Below are 16,763 nucleotides of genomic sequence, written 5' to 3'. Positions count from 1 at the left end.
GATTGCTGCTCCTGTCGGGGTCAGAGGATGTGGCCGGACAGCGGTACGGGGGCCAGTCGGCCGATGACGGCCTTCCCGTCCTCGTACGAGCCGGGTGTGGCATCGGGCAGGGCGCGCACCGAGAGGGTGTAGAGCAGCGCCGTCGCGTCCGTGCTGTCGGTGTTGACGTGTGGGTCGGACTCGACGACGAGGGTCCTGCCGCCGTCTTCGAGGCGGGTGGTGAGGTTTCCGGTGACGGCCGGTTTGACGTAGTAGTAGCCGTAGGAGGCGCCGCCGGTGAAGGCGAAGCCGGTCGGGGCGGTGAAGCGCTGTTCGATGGTGCCGGGGGCGACCGGCACGTCGTTGAGCGAGCGGATCTCGACGTTGAAGGACGCCGTCGCACCCGGTGCCGCCTGCGGAACGCTCTCCTGAGCCACCCGCAGCGCCCGTTCGTCCTGACCGGAGCCGGTGACCTTCCCGGAGATCTGGATGGGGGCGTGCTTGCCGACGCCGGCACTGCCGTCGGCCGAGACGCCGGGCCGGGCGCCGGGGAGCGCCTGAATGCCGATGGTGTAGACGAGGGGGCCGGTGTCGCTGGTGGTGGTGTTGACGTGCGGGTTGGCGCTGATGGTCAAGATGCGGCCGTCGTCCTCGATCAGATAGTCCAGGTTTCCGGTGATCACGCCGTGGATGGTCCCGTAATAGCCGTACGACGGCTGGCCGGTGAACACGAAGCCGGTGGGCGCGGTGAAGCGCTGGGTGACGACTCCGGGGTTGACCGGCCGTCCGGTGGGCGAGTTGAACAGGACGTTGAACTTGGCCTGCTGCCCGGGAGCTGCCTCGGGCACGGTCTCCTGGCGAATCTCCAGGGCGGTCTCGTCGCTGACGTCCCGGGGGACGACGACCGTCACGGGCAGGACGAAGGTGTTGTCCTTGAGATTGAGCTCGCCGCTGTACTGGATCTCCAGGGTGCATTCGTAGGTGCCCGCGGGAGTGGTCTCGGGCGCGCTGACACGGAACAGCGCGTCCAGGTGGTCCCAACCGTTGGGCAGCGCCTGGAAGTAGGGGATGATCTTCACGCCGGGGAAGGTGCGGGTGAGCCGCCGTCCGGTGGTGCCCGGGCCGCCGGTCAGGCCGTCGGCCAGGGTGAGGACGACGGTGACGCTCTCCCCGTCGACGCTGTTCGGGCCGCGGTTGCGGATCCGGGCGCCGACGTCGAACTCCTGGCCGCGCTGCACGGTGTGCGGGGCGACGGCCGCGCCGTACAGGTCGGCGATCGGGAACTTGGCCGGGTCGAAGCGGGTCGCCCCGGCGACCTTGCGCACTCGGTTGTTGTTGCCGTCGCCGATGAAGAGGTTGCCGTCGCCGTCCAGCGCCACGGTGTTCGGGAAGTAGAGCCGCGCGGCGTCGGCCGGGGTGCCGTCGGCGTCGTAGCCGCCGGTGCCGGTGCCCGCGATGGTGGTGATGACGCCGCCCGGGTCCACCCGGCGCACCCGGTGATTGGCGCTGTCGGCGATGTAGAGGTTGCCGTCGCCGTCCACCGCCAGCCCTTCGGGGGAGTTGAGCCGGGTCTTGACCCCGGGCCCGCCGTCCGCGATGTACCCGGGATCCCCGGTGCCGGCGACCGTCCGGATGACGCCGTCGGTGCCGACCTTGCGCACACGGTGGTTGCCCGTGTCGGCGATGTAGAGGTTTCCGGCCCCGTCCACAGCAAGACCCTTGGGGCCGTTGAGTGTGGCGGTGGTGGCGGGGACGTCGTCCTTGTCGTAACCGGCCTGGCCGGTGCCCGCGACCGTCCGGATGACGCCGTCGGTGCCGACCCTGCGCACCGTGTGGCCGTAGCGTTCGGTGAGATACAGGTTTCCGGCCCCGTCCAGCGCGATGGCGAAGACGTTGCTGAGGCCGGCGTCGACGGCCCTGCCGCCGTCCGCGGTCCCCGTCCCGCCGCCCGCGACGGTGGTGATGATGCCGTCGGGCGCCACCTTGCGCACGCGACTTGAGCCCCACGTCGCGAAGTACACACTGCCGTCGGCGCCCACGGCCACCGACACCGGCTGGGCGATCTGTGCCGCGGTGGCCTGCCCGCCGTCACCGCTGAACCCGGAGGTCCCGGTGCCGGCGATCGTCCGGATGATGCCGTCGGTGCCGACCTTGCGTATCCGGTGGTTGTTCGTGTCGGCGATGTAGAACGTGCCGGACCGGTCCGTGGCCACATGGGGGCCGTTGAGCGCGGTGTCGGTGGCGGGGACGCCGTCCTCGTCGTACCCGGCGGCGCCGGTACCCGCCACCGTTGTGATCGTGCCATTGGCCACAGCAGTTGGTGTCGCCATCACTCCTCCTTGCCGAAGTCCATCGGGATGTCGGACGGTCTGGGTGCCAGGCCGAGCAGCCAGCCGCAGGCGTCCGCACAGCGCCCGGCCGCCCTGCCGTCGCCGTAGGGATTGCGTCGTACGAGTGGCCGGTCAGCAGCACCCAAGAGGGCTCCCTCACGCGCGAATTCCTTTTCCGCGGCCGCGACGATCTCCGATTCCTGGGTGCCGACCAGACGCGCGAGGCCGGAATCGATCCCCTCGGTCCGCTCGGTGTTGTCACGGGTCACGAGAACCGGCACGCCAAAAGCAGCTGCCTCTTCCTGGATTCCACCCGAGTCAGTGATGGCAAGAATGGAACGGGCGAGGAGCCGGGCGAAGGTGCCGTACGGAATGGGACCCGGCAGATGAACATTGGGGCGATCACGAAGAGAATCTTCGATCGCGGTACGCACCACCGGATTCATGTGTGCCGCCACCACGAAGCTGACGTCCGGGTATTCCTGGCTGAGAATTGACACCGCCTGCCCGATGCGCCGGATCGGAGCACCCCAGTTCTCTCTGCGGTGCGCGGTCACCAGAACCAGCGGAGCGGAATCCCGCTCGATGCGATGCAGCGGTGACGCCGGTTCGGGGCCGGCCGGCGGGCGGCGGCTCGCGGAGACCACCGCGTCGATCACGGTGTTGCCGGTCACCACGATCCGCTCGGCCGCCACTGCCTGGGCGAGGAGATTGCGCTGGGCGGTGTGAGTGGGCGCCAGATGGAGATCGCTCACCTCGGCGATCATGCGCCGGTGCGCCTCCTCGGGGAACGGGCTGCGCAGATCCGCGGAGCGCAGCCCTGCCTCCACGTGCACCACGGGGATCGAGGAGAAGAACCCGGCCATCGCCCCGGCCAGGGCCGATGAGGTGTCGCCCTGGACCACGACCGCGTGGGCCGCGGGCGTGTTCAGCCCCTTGTCCAGCCCCCTGAGCAGGCCGGCGGTCAGCTCGGTGATGGAGTGCGCGCCCGGTGGCAGAGTCAGCTCCGTCTGCGCCCGCAGCCCGAAACAGGCGAGGGTGTCGCGGACCACCGTGCCGTGCTGGCCGGTGGTGACGACGACCGGAAGCGCCCAGCGCTTCCGCTTCAGCTCCTGAACGACGGGGGCGAGTTTGATGGCTTCGGGGCGGGTGCCCACGATGACGGCGATGCGCTGGCGTTCGTTCAACGCGATGTGTTCTCCGTCCGTCGCACGGGATATTTGACCGTCGCGTCGACGGCATTGCGAAGAAAAAATTGGCGCACTGGATCACCGCCCGTCGCTCAGCAGAATGGAGGAACGCGCAAAGACGCGGAAGCTGAAGAGCCGAACACCCATCGTCTTGAGCGCGGCCCGCCGACGACGCTAACTCTGAGGCTCCTCGGCGTGCAATGGCCCCGATCCGGCATGAATGGCCAAATCCGGGCAGCGTTCACGGTGGGGGATGGGAAAATGCCAGGTGTGCTTGCGGATTAAGGGAATCCAGTCACCCCCGGGTCGGCGCGAAAGCGCCTCCGACCGTCTCGTACGCGCCGCTTCGGGGTCTGGCCAGCAGCGGAATTCTGGGTGACAGTGGTCGGGCCCTCGTCCCACGCCCCGACTCGTGCTCATCCCCCTTGCCCGGAGGTACGGCCGCGCCATGTACATGGGATTCACCTGGCCGCTCGTGGGCGGCATGGCCGCGGCCCGGGCCGGGGCGCCCGGACGCGGCGCCCTGGTGGCGGCGATCGGCGCGATGGTGCTGCCCGCCGGGTTCGTCCTCGGGCGGGAGTTGCAGCGCCGGCGGACCGGACGGGAGCGGTGGGCACCGGCCCCCGGGACCGGAACACCCCGCCTGCCCGTGCCCCGCCGTCCGCACCCGGTTCCGGCCGCCTCCGTGGGCGCATCCCTGACGGACCGTCCACAACAGGAGATCCCTCGGTGAAACGCCTCTTCCTCAAGGCCGTCGACTCCATCGGCTACACCGTCATCGGCCTGTCCGCCGGCTATCTCGCCCTCGCCATGGGCGCCGGGCTCCTCGAACTGCGCCGCCAGAAAGCCGCGTTGCGGGTCCAGGGAGACAGCGCGTACGACCGCCCGCACCTCGGCCGCCACGACCACCGCGACCTCTACGTCCTCGTTCCCTGCCTCAACGAGGAGTCGGTGATCGCCACCACGGTCACCGGGCTGCTCGGACCCCGTACCACCGTCGTGGTCATCGACGACGGCTCGGACGACGCCACGGGCCAGGTGGCCGAACGGGCGGGGGCGCGGGCAGCCGGTGGCGAAGGGGAAGTGGCCGTGCTGCGCCGCGAACCCCCCAACGCCCGCCAGGGCAAGGGCGAGGCGCTCAACCACGGCATCCGGCTGATCCGCGAGCGGGTCGCGGCCCGCGGCCAGGACCCGGCCGAGACGGTCGTCTGTGTCATGGACGCCGACGGCCGCCTCTCGGACCGGGCGCTGCGCCACATCCTGCCGCTCTTCGACGACCCCCGGGTCGGCGGCGTACAGCTGGGGGTACGCATCCGCAACCGCCGCGGCAACTTCCTGACCTGGTTCCAGGACTACCAGTTCTGGGCGATGGCCGCCGTCACCCAGTTCGGCCGCAACTGGACGTCCACCGTCAGCCTCGGCGGCAACGGCCAGTTCACCCGCCTCTCCGCGCTCGACGCACTGGGCGAACGACCCTGGTCACAGTCGCTGACCGAGGACCTGGACCTGGCCATCAGCCTGGCGGTACGCGGCTGGCGGCTGCGCACCACCGCCCACGCGTCCGTCGACCAGCAAGGCGTGAGCGACCTGCGACGGCTCATCCGCCAGCGCACCCGCTGGTACCAGGGCCATATGACGGCGATCCGGCGGATGGGCGAGATCTGGCACGCGCCCCGGATGGGGCACCTGGCCGCCCTGGAGATGTTCGCCTACCTCCTGGTCCCCTGGGTGCTCGACCTGCCCTGGTCGCTGCTCTTCCAGTACTGCCTGATCTGGTTCGTCCGCAGCCCCAACGTGCTGGTGCTGCGCGGCAGTCGGGCGGCCGCCGTCAACGCCACCCACCTGAAGTGGCCGGCCAACCTCGCCGCCTGGTACCTGCTCACCTTCGCCCCCGCGCTCATCACCTCCTGGACGTACCTGCGCCGCGACAGGGGCGTGGGAGTGGGCCGTGCCCTGCTGCTCGGACACTCCTTCGTCGTCATGAACTACCTGTCGTTCCTCTGCGCCTGGCGGGCCCTGTTCCGCATGGTGCGCGGGCAGACGGGCTGGACCAAGACCACCCGCGAGGTCGAGGCGGCGGCCCCGGCCTGAACCCGCCCCCCTCGCGCGGCGAGAAGACGCTCGCGCTCGCATGTTGCGGGCCGAGCCGCGCTGTCGGAGGTGGCCACTAACCTGGCACCATGCCTTTGCTGAGCCATCCCGTGCTGGCCGATCCGGAGTTCGTCGTCCCTGCGGTGCCCGACTCCCCGCCCGGTGGTGTTGCCTGGCTGAGGTCGTCCGGCGCGCGCTTCAGCGGTGGTGCTGCTCACCGCCGCGGGAGTGCGCTGGCAGTGGCCGATCTGGCCTCCGTCGATCCGGAGGGTCTTCGGCCGCGGGAAGCCGAGCGTGGGGACGGCTCGGTCGAGGTGCTCGCCAGCACGGCGGCTGGTCGCACCGATCCGCCGGTGCCCCTGACGCGCCGAGTGGCGCCGGACGGCACGCTTGTGGAGGTCAGCCTCGCCGAAGTGCCCTTCGGGATCGGCCCCCATGCACGCCCCGGCCGCGAGCAGGGGCCGGCCCTCGCGGTCGGCCTGGTGGAAGCGAGGACCCGTTGAGCACCGCGTTCCACGCACTGCATCACGCGGACCGGCCACTGCTGCTCCCCAACGCCTGGGACTTCGCGTCGTCGGCGGCGCTGGCCGCCGCCGGATTCGCCGCCATCGGCACGACCAGCCTCGGCGTGGCCGTCGCCCATGGCCTGCCTGACGCCGCGGGAGTGGCCCGTGCCGAGACCCTCGCGCTGGCGCGGAGGCTGGTCCGGTTGCCGTGTCCGGTCACCGTCGACATCGAGGCGGGCTTCAGCGCCGACCCGGGGCAAGTCGGCGACCTGGTAGCGGAGTTGGCCGATCTGGGGATCGCCGGGATCAACCTGGAGGACGGGCGGGGCGACCGGCTGGCCGACCCGGCGACGCAGACGGCGTTGATCCGCGAGGTCAAGGGCCGTGCACCGGCGGTGTTCCTCAATGCCCGCGCGGACACCTACTGGCTCGGGCTCGACGCCTCGGTGCCCGCGACGCTGGACCGCGCGCGACGGTACGTGGACGCGGGCGCCGACGGGATCTTCGTGCCGGGCCTGGCCAGGGAGGAGGACATCGCCGCCGTGACCGCCGCGGTGCCGGTGCCGGTCAACGTGCTGCACCTTCCCGCCCTCGGCCTCGACCGGTTGGGGGAGTTGGGCGTGCGGCGGGTCAGCACCGGTTCCCTGCTCTTCCGCGCGGCCCTGAACGCCACGGTCACCACGGCGGTCGCGATCCGAGAAGGCGAGCCCCTGCCCGCCGGCATCCCCAGCTACGCGGAGGTCGACGCGCTCAGTCGCTAGCGGTGGTGTGCCGGACCGGGCAGCAGAGGTCAAGAGGTCTGCCGGTGGCGATGGCGTTGATCGGGGCTTTCGCCGTCCTGCTGCTGGGCTGCGTAGTGGTCGGGGCCGTAGCCGCTGGTTTTCTGGTCGTACCAGTCGGGGCGCTGGCCGGTGGGTACCGGGGCGGGCTCGCGCCTGCTGGCGCCGTAGACGCTGGTGGCTTTGTGGGTGACGGGGGCGGCGAGGGGGGCGGGCCGGAGCTGGAGGAGGTAGGTGGGGTCGCCGGCCGCGCGGCCACAGACGGCTCGCCCGGTGGACCGGCTCGGGCGCGCCCAAGAAGCAGGACCGGGCGCTCGCCGAAGGCCCGGCCGGCGCCGGGCGGCGAAAAAGTTGGTGTGCGGGGCCGACGGAACCAGGTAACGTCTTTGTCATGTTCTTCCAGACGCCGATTTACGAGTGAGCGCGTGACGGGCCTCTGCTGACGTCCTGCGACGACGCCGCGCCCGTCCCCCACCGATGAATCCGTAGATCACTTCGCATCATTACCGGGAGAACCCGTGACCGTGAGCAAGAACATCAACAACCCCGTGGGCATGGGCGGCGGCCAGCGCAAGAGGCTGTCCCGCGCCGAACGGCAGAACAACGGTCCGCACCGCAACCTCGACCGCCAGAGTGCCGCCGACCAGAAGGCGGAGCTGGTGCGCAAGATGCGCGAGAAGGCGGGCGCGGCCGATGGCGCCGGGCAGCCCGGCGACGACACCGCACAGAGCTGACGCACCGCCGCCGCGAGGCGGCACCGCATGGGGCAGGGCCCGGACCGCGACGCGTGGTCCGGGCCCTGCTGCCCTACCGGTCGTGACCGGTCCCGCTCAGCTCTTGGCCGGGCACCGGCGTCTTAGCCGGCCACTCGGGGCAGCCGCAGATTCAGTGACCCCATCACCGCCACCACCCGATCTGCGGATGGCTACAGCCAGGACCCGCTCATAGGGGCTGTGACTGTGACGCGGGGCCGGCCGCGAGGCCTGTCGGCGCCGATGATTCCCGGCCCGTACGGGAGTCTGTCGTCCGACAGCAACCTCCCGGAAGGCGGCCTCATGACTACCCTGCACGACTTGCTTGATGCCCATGTAGGTGCCGGTACGCTGCCGGGCGCCGTCGCTCTTGTGGCACGCGGCGACCGGGTCGAGGTGGAGGCCACCGGTTCGCAGGACGCCTTGGGCGGCGCCCCGATGACCAGGGACTCCATCTTCCGGGTCGCTTCGATCACCAAGTCCGTTACCGCTGCGGCGGTGCTGGTCCTTGTGGAGGAAGGCCGGCTCGCACTGGATGATTCGGTCGGGACGTGGCTGCCGGAGCTGGAGAAGCCGTTGGTCGTACGCACTCCGGCGAGCCCGGTGGACGACGTGGTGCCGGCCGCCCGGCCCATCACCGTGTTCGACGTGCTGGCCTCCCAGGCCGGGTACGGATTCTCCTCCGACTTCACCCTGCCCGCGGTGCAGCACTTGTTTACGGTGCAGAAGGACGGCCGGGTGCCGAGCAACTTTCCGCCGGCGGACGAGTGGATGTCGGTGCTCGGCAGTGTTCCGCTGCTGTACCAGCCGGGCGATGCCTGGCTGTACGACACCTGCTCCGTACTGCAGGGGGTGCTGATCTCCCGGGTCACCGGACAGTCGCTGCCGGAGTTCCTGGCCGAGCGGATCTTCGGTCCGCTCGGCATGTCGGACACGGGTTTCGAGGTGCCGGCCGTCAAACGCGGCAGGTTCACCAGCTATTACCGCTCCGGAGACGACGGCAGCCTGGAGCTCGCCGACGGCCCGGACGGGGAGTGGAGCAGTCTGCCCGCGCTGCCGCTCGGCAGTGGCGGACTGGCCTCTACCGCCGACGACTGGCTCGCGTTCTGCCGGATGCTGCTGGCCGGCGGGCTGTCGGCCGACGGCACCCGGGTGCTGTCGGCCGACTCCGTACGCATGATGATGACCGACCATACGAATCCGGATCAGCGCGACATCGGCCGGCTGTTCCTGGACGGCCAGGGCTGGGGCTTCGGCGGCTCGGTCGATATCGACCGGACCAATCCGTGGAACGTCCCGGGCCGTTACGGCTGGGTCGGCGGCACGGGCACCGCGGCACACGTGATCCCGGCAACGGGTGCGATCACCATCCTGCTGACCCAGGTGGCAGCGATGAGCCCGGTGCCGGCCCCGGTGATCAGGGAGTTCTGGCGGTATGCGGCTGACGCCTGACACTCGCATCTCAGACCCGCAGCCTCACGGCGTGGGCCCAGCTGATGGGGCGCCGGTGGCTGAGTGCCGCCCCGACCGGCCGGTACCGCCGATGGCCGGCACCATCGCGATCGGGGCGGTTGTGCACCTGCCGGCCGCCGCCATGGAGGTGGGCCGGGGCCTGCCCTCGACGAGCGGCGTGCCGGCCGGCATCGCCTGCCGTCTACCCGGCACAGCGGCGGGGCCAGCCTGCGGCTAGCGCAAATGCCGAATGAAGAACCCGGCGGCGGCGTCCCCTGCGAACTGCGGGACGCCTGTGTGCCCGCCCATATTGGCGTTCAGCGTCTTCTCCTTGGAGCCGAAGGCGTCGAACAGGTCCAGGGCCGCCTGCCGGTCGTTGCCTTCGTCGTCCCACTGCAGCAGGACGTGCAGCGGAATGGAGACCCGGCGGGCCTCCTCGAACATGGCGCGAGGGACGAAACTCCCGGCGAACAGAACAGCGGCCGAGATGCGAGGCTCGACCACCGCCAGCCGGGTCCCGATGGAGATCACTCCCCCCGAGTACCCGACCCGGCCGCCGATCTCGGGCAGCTCCAAGAGGGCGTCCAGGGCGGTCTGCCATTCCGGGACCGCCTTGTCGACCAGCGGGAGGACGAGGGCGTCGATGATCTCGCCGCTGACCGGTTCGCCGGCCTCCATAGCCCGGCGCAGGTCGGCGAGGGCCTGCTCGGCGGCGGGCCAACGGGGCCGGTCGCCGTTCCCGGGGAGCTCGATGGTGGCCGTGGCGAAGCCGTCCGCCGCGGCGTGCCGTGCTCGGGCCACCAGTCGGGGGTACGCCTTGCGCAGCCCGAGAGGAGGGGGGCCGAGCAGGATCAGCGGCGACGGTGCGGATGCGGATCCGGGCGTCCACAGGATGCCGGGGATCTCACCGAGGATGAATTCGCGCTCAAGGACGCCGTCGTCGAGACGCTGTTCAGAAGTGAATTGCATGATCGTGCCTTTCGGGAGGGCGTTGAACGGCGCTCCCGGACGACCTATCGCCCGACCGTGACCCCGGAGGGGAGCACCCACGTCGATACTGCGCTCACGGGTACCACCTCCTCGTTCTCTCGCACGGCCTCCAGGAGGTTAGCAGCGGCCGCCGGGTCCGCCCAACGGGTTTTCGCAGGCTCCTGCGGCCGGACACCTCGGAGCCACCACCCAAGCGATCGTGGTTCGGTCCTCCTCGGACGCCTCCAGCGGATGAGGCCGCAGGCCCCAACGGGACGAAGGTGTCGTGGATTTCGAGGCGCTGTTCCCCAGCGCATGGCCAGGCGCTTGTACTGGTGGAGCAGGGCGGCGATCGTGGCGCACGGCCCCGGGTGCGCGTAGACAGTGAGGACTGCTGAGACAGAATGGGACTGGTAGAGGCGGACCACATGGCGTCCATGCCCGCGTCGCTCCACACTTTCTGACCTTCTGACCCTGGCGGTAGCTCTGCAGGTGACAGATGAGAGGGTCGGACGGGTGAGCGAGACACCGAAGAACACCCTGCAATACCGCTCTGACGGGCCAGCGGACGCCCCGGTCCTGGTCTTGGGACCGTCACTGGGTACCACATGGCACAGGTAAGCGGAGCCGTCTTCTGGCGTCCGCATGGTCCGAAACGATGGCGTTTGCGTAGGCGGATTCCTTGTGGTCCCGGAGCGTCTGCGGGGTTGGTGACACGCCGGTGACACCTGAGGCGCTTCTGGCGGCTTGGGTCGGCCGGGCGGCGGGCGAATGTGGGGGCGGCGAAGGTGGCCTGTCGCTCCGGGCATGATCGGACCATCCCAGCACCGCCGTGGCCAGCTCAGTCCATCGCGTCGGGCGTCGTGAACCTGGACTTTGAACGCGCCGCTTGTTTGCGCGCGCTGTTGCGGTCGTCCTGTCCCTCGGCCGCGTTGCGGTCAAGGCATGGAGATCTCCGAGCAGTTCGTCATCCCCGCCGATTCCGATCGCACTTGGCGCCTGGTCATCGACCGGCGGCATGTCCGGCAGTGCTACGCATTCGGGGGCGCTGAGATCGAGCGTGAGTGGACATTCCGCATGGAGGAGAGCGGTGCTATCGGTTCTCCTGACGGACCACTCACGGAGCTGCCCCGGGGACACGGAGACGTACAGTGTGATGGCCACTGATGGCATCGAGTTCTTTCCGTACGGGCGTGACGGCGCGTGCCGCGAGAACTTTGAACCCGGCGTGGAGTACACCCGGCCCGAACCCACCACACCTTGGTGGAACCGGCTTGAGGCGGTGCTCGCCGCGTGCGACGGCGAGGGCGCTGGGATGGCATCCGTATTGGCCGCCCTGCTCGACCGCCCCGGCACCACCCTGGATGACGCCACCTTCGTCAGGTCCCGGCCGGGCCTGACGCTCACCGAGGACGACACGCCATCGGCGCCACCGGGCGCCACCTACGCGGGCGAGGGGCCAGTTCATGAGGCCGGCGGCTCCGTCCCGTTGGGGGGATCACCCTACCCCGTGGGTATAGGTGGCTCCCTGGGGGATCGGGGTGCGGACTGTAGTGAGTAGGGGCGGCTCTGACCCTAGCGTCTGACGGTGTGACACATACGCACCTCAGAGCAGAGAAATCCCCCATCAGAACAGCCCGGCCGAACCGGTACGCGGTGGCTTTGGGCGCGGCATCGGCTGTGTTGGCGGTCGCCGTTCCCAGCGCGAACGCCTCGAACGTTTCTATCGCCTCGGCTGCGGCGCCCGGGCCCAGCGTGCCCGCCGGGTGCGACGTGGCGGCGCGTGGAGCGCTCACCGCGTCCCTGGACACCCTCGTCACCCGGCACGGGATCGCGGGTGCGGCCGCCGAGGTGGCCGACTCCGAGTGCGGCCGCTGGAAGGCCGCGCGGGGCGTCGCCGACCGGGACACCGGGCGCCCGATGAACGCCGACGACCGGCTGCGCATCGGCAGTGTCACCAAGACGTTCACCGCGACGGTGGTGGTTCAACTGGCCGCCGAGGGCCGGATCGAGCTGGACGCTCCGGTCGAGCGGTATCTTCCGGGGCTGATCCGGGGCAACGGCTACGACGGTCGGAAGATCACCGTACGGCAGCTGCTCCAGCACACCAGTGGCCTTCCCGACTACGTCGAGGCCATCGCCGACAGACCCGTGAACGAGTGGCGCTACCGCCACTTCGAGCCGCGTGAGCTGATCGCGACCGCGCTCACGATGGAGCGCCCGGTCAAGAAGTGGCACTACGCGACCACCAACACCCTCGTCGCCGGGCTCATCGTCGAGAAGGTGAGCGGGCGCGGCATCGAGGCGGAGGTCTCGCGGCGGATCCTGGGGCCGCTCGGCCTGCGCGACACGTACTGGCCGGGCGATGCCACTCGCGTCCGGGGCGCGCACTCGCGCAGCTACTTCCCCGATCCGGGCGGCTCGGGCCGGCAGGTCGACGGTACCGAGTGGAACGTGACCTTCGGCGGTGCGGGCGGTGCCCTGGTCTCCACCCCGGCCGATGTGAACCGGTTCTACCAGGGGCTGTTCGGCGGGAAGCTGGTGCCCGCGCGCTGGCTCGCCGAAATGAAGCGCACCGTGCCCGCCGACCCCGACCGGCTGTGGCCCGGCGCCCGCTACGGGCTGGGCCTCGTCTCGTCGCCGCTGAAGTGCGGCGGCACGTGGTGGGGGCACGGCGGGACCGTGCCCGGCGGACACCGCGCGCTCGGTGCGAGCGGCCCCGGCGGCCGCAGCATCGCCATCGCCCTCAACCAGGTCCCTGACACCGACAAGGCCGAGGCCGACTTCCGCGCCGTAGTGGACGGCGCCTTCTGCCCCACCGACCGCACCCACCCGTTCCAGGAGAAGACCGCGTGACCATGCTCACCACCACCGCACGCCGCGCTTCGGCCGCGGGCCTCGCCCTCGCCGCCGCCCTCACCACGACTCCCGCCCTGGCCACGGCCACGAGCACGGCCGCGAGTACCAGCACGGCCACGGCCACGGCCAAGAGCAGCGCCGGGACCGGCCTCGACCGCTACTACAACCAGCGTCCGGGCTGGGGCAGTTGTGCCAAGGGCCCCGACGACGCGATGGGCCGCGACCTGGACAAGGCCGGCGTGCAGTGCGCCGACGTACTCGTACCGCTGGACTACGCCGACCCCCGGGGCCGTACGATCACCGTCGCGATATCCCGGCTCAAGGCCACCGACACCCGCCACCGCATCGGCTCGATCCTCCTCAACAACGGCGGCCCTGGCGGCCCCGCCGTCCAGTCCCCGCCGGACGTGCGCAAAATGATGAAGAAGACCGGGCCGCGCTACGACATCATCGGCTTCGACCCGCGCTTCGTGGGCCGCAGCACCCCACTGGACTGCGGCTGGCCCGTCGGCACCGACATCCGCTCGGCCGGTCTCAGCCGGGCGAGTTTCGAGCGCCAGGTCGCCTTCAAGAAGGGCCTGGCCGACAAGTGCCGCGCCACCAGCGGCTCCGTTCTGCCGCACGTCAGCACCCGCAACACGGCCCGCGACATGGACGTCATCAGGGGCGCGCTCGGCGAACGCAAGATCTCCTACCTGGGCTACTCGTACGGCAGTTACCTCGGCACCGTCTACACCCAGATGTTTCCCGGCAAGTACGACCGCTTCGTCCTCGACGGGGCGATCGCCCCGGCCGACTACGGCCCCCGGCTGCTGAAGGGCTCCGAGCGCGAGAACGAGCAGGCCCTCTCCGCCTGGGCCGCCTGGGCCGCGAAGCGCCACGCCACCTACGGCCTCGGCAGTACCCGGGCCGCGGTGCTCGACACCCTCGACCGCATCGTCGCGGCGTCCGCGCGCGGCCCGCTGACCGTCGGCAAGGGCGCCGGCACCTTCCAACTCGACGATACCCAGGTGCCGTTCCTCTTCATCGCGGGGAACTCGGACGACACCCCCGAGACGCGGGCCTCGTTCGCCGAACAGGTCTCCGTACTGGCCAAGGCGGCGAAGGGGCAGCCCACCGAGCTGTCGCCCGAGTTCGCCGCCGCGCTGAAGTCCGCCCTGACCGGCGGGTCGCCGAACTCCGGCGTGCAGGCCGCGATCATCTGCGGCGACAAGCCGGCCCCGCGCGACCCCGAAACGTACTGGAAGGACATCCAGCGCAGCCGTGCCGAGCACCCGATCATGGGACCGGTGGCCAACAACATCAGCACCTGCGCCTTCCTGGATACGCCCCGTGAGCAGCCCACCCAGGTGCGCCGCGACGCCAAGATGCTGATCGTCGCCGCCACCGGCGACCCCCGCACCACCTACCGCAGCAGCCTCGACCTGCACAAGCAGCTGCCGAGCTCCAAACTGCTCACCCTCAAGGGCGCCAACCGCCACGCCCTCTACGGGCTCTACGGCAACGACTGCGTGGATAACAAGGTCAACACCTACCTGGCCACCGGCAAGCTGCCGAAGAAGGACGAGACCTGCGTCAAGCAGGCCGACTAGCCAACCGGCAGGGCAGAAGAAGGGCGCGGCTGGGAATCCTCCAAAGTGTCTCCAGCACCGCCTCACACGACACGGGTAGGCGGCGTCTCCTGGCGTCCGTGTGGTCCAGGTCGAGAGCGTTTGACCGGGTTGGGATCTTGCCGTCCAGGCGCGTCGACGCTGTTGGTGACAGGGGTGTGACAGGTGTTGACCCTCGTCGGCTTGTTTCGGCGGGGTTTTGACTGCGGGGCCGATGGTGCGGTGCTGGTCGGCCGCGGCTTGCGGGCTGTGACTGAGCGCTTCAGTTGGCTCCATCGGCCATGTGGAGCGCTCAGCTCGCGAGGCTCTGCCCAGGGAAGCGTCCAGCGGCGCATCCGTATCCGGAGGGTGGATCTTTGCGGAGACGGCGGCCTGGGAGGGCGTACATGGGCTGACCCGCGACGGCTCGGGGCCAGGTGGGCCGGGCGTCCTGACGTTGGCCGGCCCCTATTAGGTCTTGCTCCGCACCCGCCGGCGTCGGCCTGGCCGTCCAGACCGGCGGACCGGGGCGACGTCACGCAGGGACGCCGAGCGGCGGGTGCTTGAGCACGCGGGGCTTGTACTCGACCAGTTGGATGCGGCCGTCGAAGGTGCGGTGCTCGATCATCTCGAGGGCAACGTCCGGATAGCCGTCGTAGATGCGTTCTTCGCCCGTGGCCCCGGTGATCACCGGGAACATCACGACCCGGAAGCGGTCGACGAGTCCGGCTCGTAGCAGGGACCGGCACAGGCTGAGGCTGCCGATTGTGCTGAGGAGTCCCGAGCCACTCGACTTCATGGCGCGGACCGCCTCGACGGCGTCGTCGCGGACGAGCGTGGAGTTGGCCCACGTCAGTGGCTCCTCGAGTGAGGAGGAGAACACCACCTTGGACGCTTGCGTGAGCTCGTCGACGGACGCCTCTTCTTCGGGCCTGAACTCGTCTTGGCCTTTCGGGACCTCGCCTGCGGCGAAGCCCGACATAAGGCGGTAGGTGTTCGCTCCCATCAGGTAGGTGGCCTCGGGCTGCTCGCCGAGCCATGTGAGGTACTCCGGGCCCTCGAGGCCCCAGAACCCGGGCCATCCCTCTCCCGATGCGTGGCCGTCGAGGGAGGTGATGAAGTCGACGAGAAGCTCCGACATGGCGGTGTCCTTTCCTGGGGTGTCACGAGCTTGGACCGGCCGGGAGCCACAAACTCATCGGCCGCGCTGTGGAGTAACGAGAAACCCATGACGCTGCAGCCGATCAGATCGGCGGAGCGCCACCCGCGAACGGCCCGGGCCAACCGTCACGCTCAGCCGGGCCAAGTACAACGCTCAGGGGCCAACTGAAACGCTCAGTCACAGGGGCAGGTGCTTCCGGGAGGGCTGGACACACTCGATAATTCGAACAACTGTAGGCATCGTGCCGCGGGATGGCTACGATCGCAGTCGTTCAATCGCGACCTGTTGTGGGTGCGGATTGTGCAGGGGGGGGGCGGCGGATGGCCGATGCGGAGCTATCGGGTGTGGTGGTCGTTGTTCGTACGAGTGTCCGTACTGGCCTTGCCGTTCGTTTGGATGCGTTCCCGTGCCTAGGGCCGGTCGAGGTCCGTTGGCTTTGTCGTTGAGGCTGCTTCCGGTGGCGCGGGGCAAGCGGTAAGGATGAGCGCATACAGCCCTGCTGGGGACAGCGTCGGTACAGGACGAAGCGGGTTGGTCGATGGCAATCGCGGCGCGGGAGCCTTTGGGTGTGGTTGCGTGCGGGAGTGCTGGCTCCTGGCGATCTCGTGCCCCGCGATGCGAGCCTGGCGGTTGTTGAAGCCGAGGGGGCGAAGCTCGTTGCGGCCTACCGATTCGAGGCGCGAGAGCGGGAGCGACGGGCGGCTGCGGGTATGCCACCCCTGACGCGACCGGATGCCCTGAACCTCTTGATGGCGCTGCCACTCGGCGAGCCCGTTCCTGCCGGATCACTGAACGGCAGGGAACGCCGAGCGTTGAAGTGCCTGCCGAAGAACGTTCGCTTCTGCGGGGCATCCTGCACGGCCCGGAGGCCGCTGGTGGACAACGGGCGCACCGGCCCCCATCACGGCCCCACGGCCCGGCCTCCTGCCCTGCCGGCCCGCGAGGTGAGCGTTGGACCGAATGGGCACTATTTGTGACGTTTTGTGCATTCTCCTCGTTCCAGGGATGTCTGGTGGATCGGGGTCGGGCAGGTCGCGGCGTCCGGTGCGGTGCACCGCAGGGCGCCGGAGCGTCTTCCTGGGTCCCCTCTGGCCCGTGAGGGCTT

General features: G+C 70.0%; 12 protein-coding genes. 8 read left to right on the top strand and 4 right to left on the bottom strand.

Features of this window, described 5'->3' with window-relative positions; all coding sequences use genetic code 11:
- Positions 1-20: 20 nt before the first annotated feature.
- Both ADK54_RS12920 and wecB read right to left on the bottom strand, forming a co-directional pair.
- On the bottom strand, positions 21-2,309 hold the full coding sequence (locus ADK54_RS12920; protein WP_078966344.1) for an NHL repeat-containing protein: 2,289 nt from the start codon (positions 2,307-2,309) through the stop codon (positions 21-23).
- On the bottom strand, positions 2,309-3,496 hold the full coding sequence (wecB, locus tag ADK54_RS12915) for a non-hydrolyzing UDP-N-acetylglucosamine 2-epimerase (RefSeq protein ID WP_053725751.1): 1,188 nt from the start codon (positions 3,494-3,496) through the stop codon (positions 2,309-2,311). The genes ADK54_RS12920 and wecB overlap by 1 nt, the downstream gene beginning before the upstream one ends.
- A 451-nt stretch (positions 3,497-3,947) precedes the next feature.
- Here wecB and ADK54_RS12910 point away from each other — a divergent pair, with 451 nt between their 5' ends.
- The 6 genes from ADK54_RS12910 to ADK54_RS12885 all read left to right on the top strand — a co-directional run bounded on the left by ADK54_RS12910 (position 3,948) and on the right by ADK54_RS12885 (position 9,079).
- Positions 3,948-4,232, top strand: coding sequence for a hypothetical protein (locus tag ADK54_RS12910; RefSeq protein ID WP_053725750.1), 285 nt, complete (start codon positions 3,948-3,950; stop codon positions 4,230-4,232).
- The gene (locus tag ADK54_RS12905) at positions 4,229-5,590 is read left to right on the top strand and encodes a glycosyltransferase (protein WP_053725749.1); all 1,362 of its coding nucleotides are present in this window, start codon (positions 4,229-4,231) and stop codon (positions 5,588-5,590) included. The genes ADK54_RS12910 and ADK54_RS12905 overlap by 4 nt, the downstream gene beginning before the upstream one ends.
- An 89-nt stretch (positions 5,591-5,679) precedes the next feature.
- On the top strand, positions 5,680-6,093 hold the full coding sequence (locus ADK54_RS47425) for a hypothetical protein (RefSeq protein ID WP_078966342.1): 414 nt from the start codon (positions 5,680-5,682) through the stop codon (positions 6,091-6,093).
- Positions 6,090-6,857, top strand: coding sequence for an isocitrate lyase/PEP mutase family protein (locus ADK54_RS47420; RefSeq protein WP_053725747.1), 768 nt, complete (start codon positions 6,090-6,092; stop codon positions 6,855-6,857). The genes ADK54_RS47425 and ADK54_RS47420 overlap by 4 nt, the downstream gene beginning before the upstream one ends.
- 536 nt (positions 6,858-7,393) lie before the next feature.
- Positions 7,394-7,609: a DUF6243 family protein gene (locus ADK54_RS12890; RefSeq protein WP_199826940.1), complete on the top strand. Its 216-nt coding sequence runs from the start codon at positions 7,394-7,396 to the stop codon at positions 7,607-7,609.
- 321 nt (positions 7,610-7,930) lie between these two features.
- Entirely contained in the window at positions 7,931-9,079 is a 1,149-nt protein-coding gene (locus ADK54_RS12885; protein WP_053725746.1) for a serine hydrolase domain-containing protein, read from the top strand.
- Between the two features lie 234 nt (positions 9,080-9,313).
- On the opposite strand, the gene ADK54_RS12880 is transcribed toward ADK54_RS12885, so the two are convergent.
- Positions 9,314-10,048 carry an alpha/beta hydrolase gene (locus ADK54_RS12880; RefSeq protein WP_053725745.1) on the bottom strand — a complete coding sequence of 245 codons (735 nt, stop codon included), beginning with the start codon at positions 10,046-10,048 and terminating at the stop codon, positions 9,314-9,316.
- A 1,773-nt stretch (positions 10,049-11,821) separates the two neighbouring features.
- Between ADK54_RS12880 and ADK54_RS12870 the strand changes: the two genes are divergently transcribed.
- On the top strand, positions 11,822-12,904 hold the full coding sequence (locus tag ADK54_RS12870) for a serine hydrolase domain-containing protein (protein ID WP_234392033.1): 1,083 nt from the start codon (positions 11,822-11,824) through the stop codon (positions 12,902-12,904).
- A gap of 2 nt (positions 12,905-12,906) precedes the next feature.
- A complete protein-coding gene (locus ADK54_RS12865) occupies positions 12,907-14,499 on the top strand; it encodes an alpha/beta fold hydrolase (protein ID WP_199826944.1) in 1,593 nt (530 codons plus the stop codon).
- A 532-nt stretch (positions 14,500-15,031) separates the two neighbouring features.
- On the opposite strand, the gene ADK54_RS12860 is transcribed toward ADK54_RS12865, so the two are convergent.
- The gene (locus tag ADK54_RS12860) at positions 15,032-15,637 is read right to left on the bottom strand and encodes a dihydrofolate reductase family protein (RefSeq protein WP_053725742.1); all 606 of its coding nucleotides are present in this window, start codon (positions 15,635-15,637) and stop codon (positions 15,032-15,034) included.
- Between the last annotated feature and the right edge of the window lie 1,126 nt (positions 15,638-16,763).

The organism is Streptomyces sp. WM6378 (genome assembly GCF_001279695.1).
Lineage (GTDB): Bacteria > Actinomycetota > Actinomycetes > Streptomycetales > Streptomycetaceae > Streptomyces.
This window is presented reverse-complemented; position numbering and strand designations above follow the sequence as displayed.

Bases quoted from the DNA above. Each gene is read 5' to 3' on its own strand.
- ADK54_RS12885 (WP_053725746.1), top strand. From the start codon at position 7,931: ATGACTACCCTGCACGACTTGCTTGATGCCCATGTAGGTGCCGGTACG.
- ADK54_RS12860 (WP_053725742.1), bottom strand. From the start codon at position 15,637: ATGTCGGAGCTTCTCGTCGACTTCATCACCTCCCTCGACGGCCACGCA.
- ADK54_RS12920 (WP_078966344.1), bottom strand. From the start codon at position 2,309: ATGGCGACACCAACTGCTGTGGCCAATGGCACGATCACAACGGTGGCG.
- ADK54_RS12910 (WP_053725750.1), top strand. From the start codon at position 3,948: ATGTACATGGGATTCACCTGGCCGCTCGTGGGCGGCATGGCCGCGGCC.
- ADK54_RS12880 (WP_053725745.1), bottom strand. From the start codon at position 10,048: ATGCAATTCACTTCTGAACAGCGTCTCGACGACGGCGTCCTTGAGCGC.
- ADK54_RS47425 (WP_078966342.1), top strand. From the start codon at position 5,680: ATGCCTTTGCTGAGCCATCCCGTGCTGGCCGATCCGGAGTTCGTCGTC.
- ADK54_RS12865 (WP_199826944.1), top strand. From the start codon at position 12,907: ATGCTCACCACCACCGCACGCCGCGCTTCGGCCGCGGGCCTCGCCCTC.